This window comes from Nocardia sp. NPDC058497, assembly GCF_042720195.1.
Classification (GTDB): domain Bacteria; phylum Actinomycetota; class Actinomycetes; order Mycobacteriales; family Mycobacteriaceae; genus Nocardia.
In genome coordinates, this window is the sequence record NZ_JBHXMY010000222.1 from 1 (window position 1) to 8849 (window position 8849).

An 8849-nucleotide genomic window follows, 5' to 3' on the forward strand; every position below is an offset into this window, starting at 1 on the left:
CGGGGTGTGGGGCGCTATTTCGCCCCGCCCCCCCCCGCCCCCGCGGGGGCGCTGACGCGGGCGCTCCCCCCCGCGTCCGGGGAACACTGCGCTGAGCGTTCACTCTCCCGCCGTACGGTCGAAATCGGTGCCGTCGGAGCGATTACTGAATGCTCAGCGCATGCACCGAGGCATCGGTGCGACGCCCCACGCCCGGCACCACGCCTCAGCCGAATCGGACACCGCAACCGGCGAACGTCGCCCGGATCAGCAGGGCCGCTTCGGGGCCGATCACGCCGTCGACCAATTCGACATAGCGCGTACAGAATTCGGGGCCGTGCGCCGCTTCGTCGGCAGGTGCGAGGTGGTGGGCGAGTTCGTGCAACACCACCAGCTCGCGCAACGCCCAGGCGATCGCCCCGGTGTGCGGCGGGACGGCAAGCACCGCGTCAGCGGGTTCGTAGTGGGCGGCTGATGCCCCAGCCCGCGCGCGGACCCGGACCGGTAGCCCGGCCCTTTCCCATTGCGCGCGCACCCAATTCAGCGCCAGGACCTTGTCCACGTAGGACTGCACCGACTCGACGGAGGCGAAGCGGCGCTCGACGGGCAGCGTCAGCTGCGAACCGTAGACCTCGACGGTGCGGTGCCCGAACTCCTGCGCCCGGTCGAAGACACCCCGAACCAGCTGCTCCGCGTCATAGACCTTGGCCCGCTGAGTATCTCGATGTTTACGGGAATCACCTGGTGCCACAGCATGCCCCGGCCGCCATCGACAGGCACAGACACCCGCCGTTCCGACCGGCCGCGGCAGCCACTGACGTAGGACACCGCGGAGAAGGTCGCCCAGCTGTCCATCCGGTCGTCCGCGCCCGCGCTACCCAGGTCACGGCCGATGCAGGGACACACAGTCGTGCGGCTTCGCCTGTCCGCCGAGCCTGTTCCGGCGCATCGTCATCGCCGTGCGCTCGCATCAGCCCGTGAGTTTCACCCGCGCGGCAGGCGGCCCGGGCTGTTCGCCGAGCCGGTACCGGCGCAGAGCCGTCAGGTCTCATCGCCCCGTGAGTTTCGCCCGCGCGGCGGGTAATTCCGGCGACGTGCCGAGCCGTGCCGTGCGCCCGGCCCGATCACCCGCGCGGCGCGCTGCCGCGGAATGGCCGGTGGACGTCTGGGGTCCGCGCCAGGTACCGCGCGCCTCCGAGGTGGCGGTGTAGAAGTCGGTGAGGGCTACTTCCTTGTCACGCAGGGCCAGTGCGGTGCCGGTCGATTCGGCCGGCGTCGACTCGGCGACCACCTCGGCCTTCACCTCGGCCAGGCGCGCGCCGACCCGGGCGGCGAAGGCCATCTGGAAGTTCAGCCGCGCGGTCACCCCGGCCACCGGGGCTTCGACCTTGCGGCGCACGGTGCGCCCGAAGCGCTTCTCGGCGACGATCTTGACCACCGTCGCCTCCCGGTACGCACCGGATTTGATGTAGTGATCCGAGGCCCGCACCATCTGGATCAGCAGGCTCGTGTACAGGGCTTCGCAGGCGTCGATGTCGGCGGCGAAACCGTAGGCGTACACCTGGGCGGAACTGCGGGCGACATCGCAGCGCACATCGTTGGCCGTGGCGATCGCGACGAACAGCTGGACGTAGGTGCGCAGCCCCTTTCGACCGGGTTCGCCGATCGGGATGATCCGCTGCACCGGTGTGGACCTGCGCTCACGGTCGGCGACGTGGGAGCGGGCGACCGCGAGATCGATCGAGGATTTCGTGGCCAGCCGCTGGGCCGCGGCGAGGAAAGCCTCGGCCTCGTGTTCGTTGTCGGTGGCCTCGGCCTTGCGCAGCAAACCGCCGATCCGGGTGAGCATCCGGTCGGGCGTCGACGGCGATGGACTGGTCACCCCGTCGAGGGTAGGGCACCCCACCGACGGTGAACTGACGCGAGGACCCGCCACCATGTATGTTGCCTTGTGCACCGCACGGGTGTGCTGCTGCTCACGTCTCGACCCTGGAGTGTCTGCGATGGCCTTGAAGTTTGTCCCGAGAGCGACGATGGCTGCTGCCTCGATTGCGTTGCTTACCGCATCGTTCGCCAGTGCCTGCTCCAGCGACAACGGAGGCAACGCGCTCGACCAGAACCTGACGGGCCGCGGCCCGATCACCTACGTCGAGGGTAAGGACACCACCGAAACCGGTGTGGTCAAGCAGCTCATCGACCGCTGGAACGCCGCGCACCCGAACGAGCAGGTGACGTTCAAGGAGCAGTCGGCCGACGCCAACCAGCAGCACGACGACCTCGCCGAGCACTTCCGCGCCAAGCAGGACGGCTACGACGTCGTCGCCCTCGATGTGCCGTGGACCGCGGAGTTCGCCGCGAAGGGCTGGATCCAGCCGCTCAAGGACACCTTCGCCATCGACACCGCGCCGCTGCTCGCGCCGACCGTCGCCAGCGCCACCTACAACGGCACCCTGTACGCGGCCCCGCGCAACACCAACGGCGGCCTGCTGTACTACCGCAAGGACCTGGTCCCCAACCCGCCGCGCACCTGGACCGAGATGCTCGGCCAGTGCCAGATCGCCCGCGACAACAACATCGGCTGCTACGCCGGTCAGCTCGCCCCCTACGAGGGCCTGACCGTGAACACCTCCGAGGTCATCAACGCCTTCGGCGGCAGCTTCGTCGGCGCCGACGGCAAGACCCCGACCGTGAACAGCCCGGAGTCGAAGGCGGGCCTGAAGGTCCTCGTCGACGCCTACAAGAACGGTGACATCCCCAAGGAAGCCATCACCTTCAAGGAAGGCGAGAGCGCCAGCGCGTTCGAGTCCGGCAAGCTGCTGTTCCTGCGCAACTGGCCGTACCTGTACGCCCAGGCCAACGCCGACACCTCCTCGGTGAAGGACAAGTTCGGCGTCGCCCCGCTGCCCGGCAACACCGGCATCGGCGCCTCGACCCTCGGTGGCTACAACGCCGCGATCAGCGCGTTCTCCAAGAACAAGGCCACCGCGGCCGATTTCGTGCGCTACCTGATCAGCGAAGAAGCCCAGCAGATCATCGCCTCGGGCGCGCTGCCCTCGGTGCGCGCCTCGCTCTACGACGACCCGGCCCTGATCGCGAAGATGCCGTACCTGCCCGCGCTGAAGGAATCCATCGCCAGCGCCGTGCCGCGTCCGGTCACCCCGTTCTATCCCGCGGTGTCGAAGGCCATCCAGGACAACGCCTATGCTGCTCTGAACGGCACGAAGTCCGTCGACGACGCCGTCGCCGGCATGCAAAAGGGCATCGAGACCGCCGGTTCGTAGCGGAGCGCGCAGCGGACCCGACCAGACCGTAGGAGAGTAGTAACGGTGTCGGATCCTTCGGGAGCCAAGCAGCGCGGGCTAGCGCTGGAACTGCGACGATCCGGCAAGGCGTGGCTCTTCGTCACGCCGGTGCTCGTCGCGCTGGCCGTGGTCATCGGATATCCGGTGGTCCAGGCGATCTTCATGTCCTTCCAGAAGGACTCCGGGATCGACCCGGCCACCGGCATGTTCGTCGAAGGTGGCAGCGCCGGGCTGAGCAACTACACGCACTGGCTGCTGCAGCAGTGCAACACGCTCATGGGCACGGTGTCGTGCCCCACCGGCACGCTCGGCTCCCAGTTCTGGTCCGCGGTCGGGGTAACCCTGTTCTTCACGGTGGTGATGGTGTCGCTCGAGGCCCTGCTCGGGCTCGGCATGGCCATCGTGATGGGCAAGACCTTCCGCGGCCGTGCGCTGTTGCGCGCCGCTGTGCTGATCCCGTGGGCGATTCCCACCGCCGTCACCGCGCGGTTGTGGGAGTTCATGTTCCAGTACGACGGTGTCGTGAACCGCGTGCTCGGCACGCACATCCTATGGACCTCGGATATGTGGGCGTCGCGGTTCGCGGTGGTCGTGGCCGACGTGTGGAAGACGACCCCGTTCATGGCGTTGCTGATTCTGGCCGGGCTGCAAGTGATTCCGGCCGATGTGTACGAGGCGGCCAAGGTCGACGGCGCGTCGGCCTGGCAGCGGTTCGTGCACATCACGCTGCCGCTGCTCAAGCCCGCACTGCTGGTTGCCGTCCTGTTCCGCACCATGGATACGCTGCGCATATATGACCTGCCCGCGATCATGACGCTGGGCAACCCCTCGACGAACACCCTGTCGATCCTGGTGGTCGAGCAGGTGCGCCAGGGCCCCAACAGCGCCGCAGCGCTTTCGACGATCACCTTCCTGCTCGTCTTCGCGATCGCGTTCGTGCTGGTGAAGGTGCTGGGCGCCAACGCCGTTCGCACGCAGGAAGAACAGCGGAAGGCGAACTGATGAGTCTCTCGATGACGAAAGAGGCGCCCGTCGAGCGCGCGGAAGCGCCGGTGCAGCCGGTGTCGTGGCGCAAGCGGATCGGCACCGTGCGGATGTACCTCGGTGTGCTGATCGTGCTGGTGTGGGGCCTCGGGCCGTTCTACTGGATGACGGTCGTGGCGTTCCGCGATCAGGCCTACACCTTCGACAGCACGCCGTGGCCGACCCACGTCACGCTGGACAACTTCCGCAACGCCTTCGACACCAGTCGCGGCAACAACTTCGGCCAGGCGCTGCTCAACAGCGTGATCATCGGTTCGGTGACCACCGCGGTCGCGCTGGCGCTCGGCGTGCTCGCCGCGTACGCGCTGGCCCGGATGGCGTTCGCGGGCAAGTACCTGATCTCGGGGCTGATCCTGTCGGCCTCGATGTTCCCCGCGGTCGTGCTGGTGACGCCGCTGTTCCAGCTGTTCACCGATCTGGGCTGGATCGGCGAGTACCAGGCGATGATCATCCCGAACATCTCCTTCGTGCTGCCGATGACGGTCTACATCCTGGCGTCGTTCTTCGCCGAACTGCCCTGGGAGCTGGAAGAAGCCGCGCGGATCGACGGCGCGACCAAGGCGCAGGCGTTCCGGCTGATCATGCTGCCGCTGGCAGCGCCCGCGGTGTTCACCACCGCGATCCTGGCGTTCATCGCCTCGATCAACGAGTATCTGCTGGCCCGGCTGCTGTCCGGGGAGAAGACCAGGCCGGTCACGGTCGCGATCGCCCAGTTCTCGGGCAACGATCCGCTGGTGCAGCCGTACGCGGCGATCATGGCGGCGGGCGTGATCGTCACGGTGCCGCTGGTGATCATGGTGCTGGTGTTCCAGCGCCGCATCATCTCCGGTCTGACCGCCGGTGGTGTGAAGAGCTGATCGGTGCGGGGCGGCGCGTTGGCCGCCCCCACGCGCACCTCCCGGGTTCCGCCGGCCCCGGCGGGTAGAGTCACCTGTCGGTGCAGGTGAGTTCTTCCGTCGCTCCGGAAGGAGATGGTCTTGGCCTCCGAGGGTGGGCGCAGGCGTTCCGATCCGGAAGCGCCGTACTCCTCGATCGCCGGATTCAAGGATCCACTGGGGCGTGATCAGCCACGCAAAGGCGCGGCGCGACGAGCCCAGGCCGCGCAACTGGCCGCCGCCGAACCCCGCACCAGGGGCCAGAAGATCCGGCGGCTGATCACGGCACTGTTCGTGATCTTCGTCTGCCTGCCGGCCCTGCTGTTCGTCGCGATCTACTGGAGCTCGGAGATCCCCGAGCCCGCCGAGGTCGCCGTCGAACAGCCCGCCACCGTGCTGGCCGCCGACGGCACTACCGTGCTGACGAAATTCATTCCGCCGAAAGGCAATCGGATCCCGATCCCGCTGACCGACGTGCCGCTGCCCGTGCGTGAGGCCGTGCTCGCCGCCGAGGATCGCAATTTCTACACCAACCCCGGCTATTCGACGAGCGGGTTCCTGCGGGCCGCCCGCGACAATCTGCTCGGCCACGACAACGCCGGTGGCGGTTCGACGATCACCCAGCAGTACGTGAAGAACGCCTTCCTCTCCTCCGAGCGGACCGTCACCCGCAAGATGCGCGAGCTGATCATCGCGGCGAAGATGGCGCGGCAGTGGAGCAAGGACGAGATCCTGGCCGCCTACCTCAACACGATCTACTACGGTCGCGGGGCATACGGCATCGCCGCCGCGGCCAAGGCGTATTTCGACAAGCCGGTGCCGGAGCTGACCCTGGCCGAAGGGGCCGTGCTCGCCGCGGTGATCCGCTCGCCCTCGGTGCTCGACCCGGAGAATCACCTCGACCAGCTGAAAGCGCGCTGGCGGTACGTGCTCGACGGCATGATCGAGATGAAGGTGCTCGCCCCCGGCGACCGCGACGCGACGGTATTCCCGTCGATCATCCCGCTCCCCGATATCCCGGCCGAACCGATGACGCTCGGGCCCGAAGGCCATATCCGCACCCAGGTGCTGCGCGAGCTGCGCGCGGCGGGCCTGACCGACGCCGACATCAACACGGGCGCACTGCAGATCACCACGACCATCGACCCGGTCGCGCAGGCAGGCGCCGTCGACACCGTGCGTCAGCGGCTGGAGTGGCAGCCGCCGGAACTGCGCGCCGCGGTGGTCTCGATCGATCCGCGCAGCGGCGCGGTGCGCGCCTACTACGGCGGTGAGAACGGCGCCGGCTTCGATTTCGCGCAGGCGCCGCTGCAAACTGGTTCGTCGTTCAAGGTTTTCGCGCTCGTCGCGGCCCAGCGGCAGGGCATTCCGACGACCAGGGCGATCGACAGCTCGCCGGTGGTCGACCGCGGTACCACGATCACCAATGTCGAGGGCGATTCCTGTGGACGCTGCGCGCTCACCGAGGCGCTCAAACGCTCACTGAACACCAGCTTCTACCGCCTCACCATGACGATGGCCGACGGCCCGCGCTCGGTCGCCGAGGCCGCGCACCTGGCCGGCATCCCCGAGTACATCCCCGGCCTGGAGGACCGAACCCTCACCGAGGCAGGCGATCCCCCGCTCAACGGGATCGTGCTCGGGCAGTATCTGGTGCGCCCGCTCGACATGGCCTCGGCGTACGCGACCCTGGCCGCGTCCGGCGTGTACCACCAGCCGTACTTCGTGCAGCGGGTGAGCACCGGCGACGGGCGGGTGCTGCTCGACCGTGGCGCACCGGAAGACCGGGTGGGCGTTCAGCTTCCGGAGCCCGAGCAGCGGATCATCGCGAGCATCGCCGACGCCACCACCCAGGCCATGATGCCGATCGCCAACTACTCCAACGGGCACGGCCTGGCCGAGGGCAGGCCGTCGGCCGCCAAGACCGGCACCACCCAGCTCGGCGAGAGCAAGGACAACAAGGACGCCTGGATGATCGGCTACACGCCGTCGCTGTCGACGGCGGTGTGGGTCGGCACCGAGCAGCCGCAGCCGTTGCGCAGCGGGCGCGGCGGCGCGATCTGGGGATCCGGCCTGCCCTCCGACATCTGGAAGCAGGTGATGGACACCGCGCTGGCGGACACGCCGGTCGAGCAGTTCCCCACGCCCGCGCTGCCCGGCCGCGGCGGTTCGCTGGTGCCGGCCCCCGCCCCCGCAGCGCCGGGCGGTGGCAGTCCCTACGACATCCTCAACCCGCCGACGCGCGCGCCGCGCACCCCGGTGCCGGATCTCATCACCCCGCCGACCGCCACGTCACGCGACCCGGCGCCGGAGCTCATCAGCCCGCCGACCACCTCGTCACGCAATCCGGCGCCGCTGATCATCATCCCGCCCGCGCCACGCCCGTCCTCGGCACCTGGCGAATTGTTCCCCGGGCTCGGCGGCGGCGACGGTGGATAGATCACGGATTGGCCACCCGGACCCCACGCCCCCACGGACATGGCAACATCGTTGGCCAGAGCGCGAACCAGCCCGACCAGTCGGCACCGCCGGTTTGCCGCGACGCCACCGCGCGTCGAACGATCCCGGCGCGAAACCTGTCATATCCATGCGGAAAGATATGCGCTCGAGCGACGACGAGACTAGACATAGGGGCTACGCAGGTGGATTTCAATGTCGTTGACCGTCCCGAGACGCTGATCGCGGGCACTGTGCTCCGCAGTCCGGCGCTCGCCGTGGAGGGGCCGCGCCGCGCCAAGGTGGTGGAGGCGTGGCAGCACCTGCTGGCGAGACCGCAGTTACCGGGGCCGATCGCGACGGGGTACGTCGATTTCGCGACGGAAATCAACTCCTACCTGACCCACATCGTCGGCTACGAGTGCAAGACCCTCGCCGATCTGCAGGTCGGTGACGTGCTCGCGCGCATCCCGGCAGGCCGCTACGCCCGCTTCGTCGCCAGCGGCGAGCGCCGCGGCGACACCATCGTCGCGCTGTGGCGCCAGATCTGGGACGCCGAGGCCGCCGACGAGTTCGAGCGGGCGTACTCCGGCGACTACGAGCAGTATCCGGACGAGCGCACGGTCGAGATCTTCGTTTCGCTGATCGACGAGAAGGGCGGCGAATAGCCATGACTGTCGACTTCGAGATCGTCACCCTCTCCGACGGGCTGATCGCGGGACTCACCGTGCCGCTGGCCGGTCGCGAGGTGACCGCCCGCGACCTCGACCTGGTGAACTTCACCTGGGACCGGTACCTATCCAGGGAGAAGACGGTTCCCCGCGCGGCAGCCTACATCGGCCAGAACGACCATGCGGTCGCGGTTCTCGGCTACGAGGTCGGCGGGCTCGACGACATCGACTCCGGTGATGTGCTGACTCGCATCCCCGCGGGTCGCTATGCCAAGTTCGTCGTCTCCGACAAGCCGTACGACCTGCTGCGTACCGCGTGGGCCCAGGTCATCAAGGCCGAGAGCGCGGGCACCATCACCCGCTCGCACACGGCGGAGCTCGAGCGGTACACAGGCCCGACGAGTGTCGAGGTGTACGTCTCGCTGGATTGAGTACACGAGAAAGGCCGGGCTATACGGAAACACCGGGCGGTTTCAAGGGGTCGTCGCAACACCGATGGTTAAACGGTAAGTAGATCACGCAGACGCTCGGCTGGGGTATCC

8 protein-coding genes are annotated in these 8849 nt (G+C 68.2%); 6 read left to right on the top strand and 2 right to left on the bottom strand.

The genetic code is table 11. The features are described 5' to 3' along the window. Positions 1-205: 205 nt before the first annotated feature. Both ACFWPJ_RS16675 and ACFWPJ_RS16680 read right to left on the bottom strand, forming a co-directional pair. A complete protein-coding gene (locus ACFWPJ_RS16675; protein WP_378852222.1) occupies positions 206-730 on the bottom strand; it encodes a TIGR04338 family metallohydrolase in 525 nt (174 codons plus the stop codon). A gap of 297 nt (positions 731-1027) precedes the next feature. Further along, a complete protein-coding gene (locus tag ACFWPJ_RS16680) occupies positions 1028-1828 on the bottom strand; it encodes a DUF2786 domain-containing protein (protein ID WP_378852232.1) in 801 nt (266 codons plus the stop codon). A 154-nt stretch (positions 1829-1982) separates the two neighbouring features. Here ACFWPJ_RS16680 and ACFWPJ_RS16685 point away from each other — a divergent pair, with 154 nt between their 5' ends. The 6 genes from ACFWPJ_RS16685 to ACFWPJ_RS16710 all read left to right on the top strand — a co-directional run bounded on the left by ACFWPJ_RS16685 (position 1983) and on the right by ACFWPJ_RS16710 (position 8738). Then, complete coding sequence (locus tag ACFWPJ_RS16685; RefSeq protein ID WP_189031437.1) at positions 1983-3260, top strand: ABC transporter substrate-binding protein; 1278 nt, start codon at positions 1983-1985, stop codon at positions 3258-3260. A gap of 45 nt (positions 3261-3305) precedes the next feature. Further along, positions 3306-4283: a carbohydrate ABC transporter permease gene (locus ACFWPJ_RS16690; RefSeq protein WP_378852224.1), complete on the top strand. Its 978-nt coding sequence runs from the start codon at positions 3306-3308 to the stop codon at positions 4281-4283. Positions 4284-4294: 11 nt separating this feature from the next. Next, positions 4295-5182 carry a carbohydrate ABC transporter permease gene (locus tag ACFWPJ_RS16695; RefSeq protein WP_378852234.1) on the top strand — a complete coding sequence of 296 codons (888 nt, stop codon included), beginning with the start codon at positions 4295-4297 and terminating at the stop codon, positions 5180-5182. 114 nt (positions 5183-5296) lie between these two features. Next, positions 5297-7639 (top strand): transglycosylase domain-containing protein, encoded by a 2343-nt coding sequence (locus ACFWPJ_RS16700; RefSeq protein WP_378852226.1) that lies wholly within the window; start codon positions 5297-5299, stop codon positions 7637-7639. A 203-nt stretch (positions 7640-7842) separates the two neighbouring features. Then, a complete protein-coding gene (locus tag ACFWPJ_RS16705) occupies positions 7843-8304 on the top strand; it encodes a GyrI-like domain-containing protein (protein WP_378852228.1) in 462 nt (153 codons plus the stop codon). 2 nt (positions 8305-8306) lie between these two features. Next, entirely contained in the window at positions 8307-8738 is a 432-nt protein-coding gene (locus tag ACFWPJ_RS16710; RefSeq protein ID WP_378852230.1) for a GyrI-like domain-containing protein, read from the top strand. The last annotated feature ends 111 nt before the right edge of the window (positions 8739-8849 follow it).

Excerpts from the sequence above, each read along its gene's own strand:
- ACFWPJ_RS16680 (WP_378852232.1), bottom strand. The coding sequence starts at position 1,828 with ATGCTCACCCGGATCGGCGGTTTGCTGCGCAAGGCCGAGGCCACCGAC.
- ACFWPJ_RS16685 (WP_189031437.1), top strand. The coding sequence starts at position 1,983 with ATGGCCTTGAAGTTTGTCCCGAGAGCGACGATGGCTGCTGCCTCGATT.
- ACFWPJ_RS16695 (WP_378852234.1), top strand. The coding sequence starts at position 4,295 with ATGACGAAAGAGGCGCCCGTCGAGCGCGCGGAAGCGCCGGTGCAGCCG.
- ACFWPJ_RS16710 (WP_378852230.1), top strand. The coding sequence starts at position 8,307 with ATGACTGTCGACTTCGAGATCGTCACCCTCTCCGACGGGCTGATCGCG.
- ACFWPJ_RS16700 (WP_378852226.1), top strand. The coding sequence starts at position 5,297 with ATGGTCTTGGCCTCCGAGGGTGGGCGCAGGCGTTCCGATCCGGAAGCG.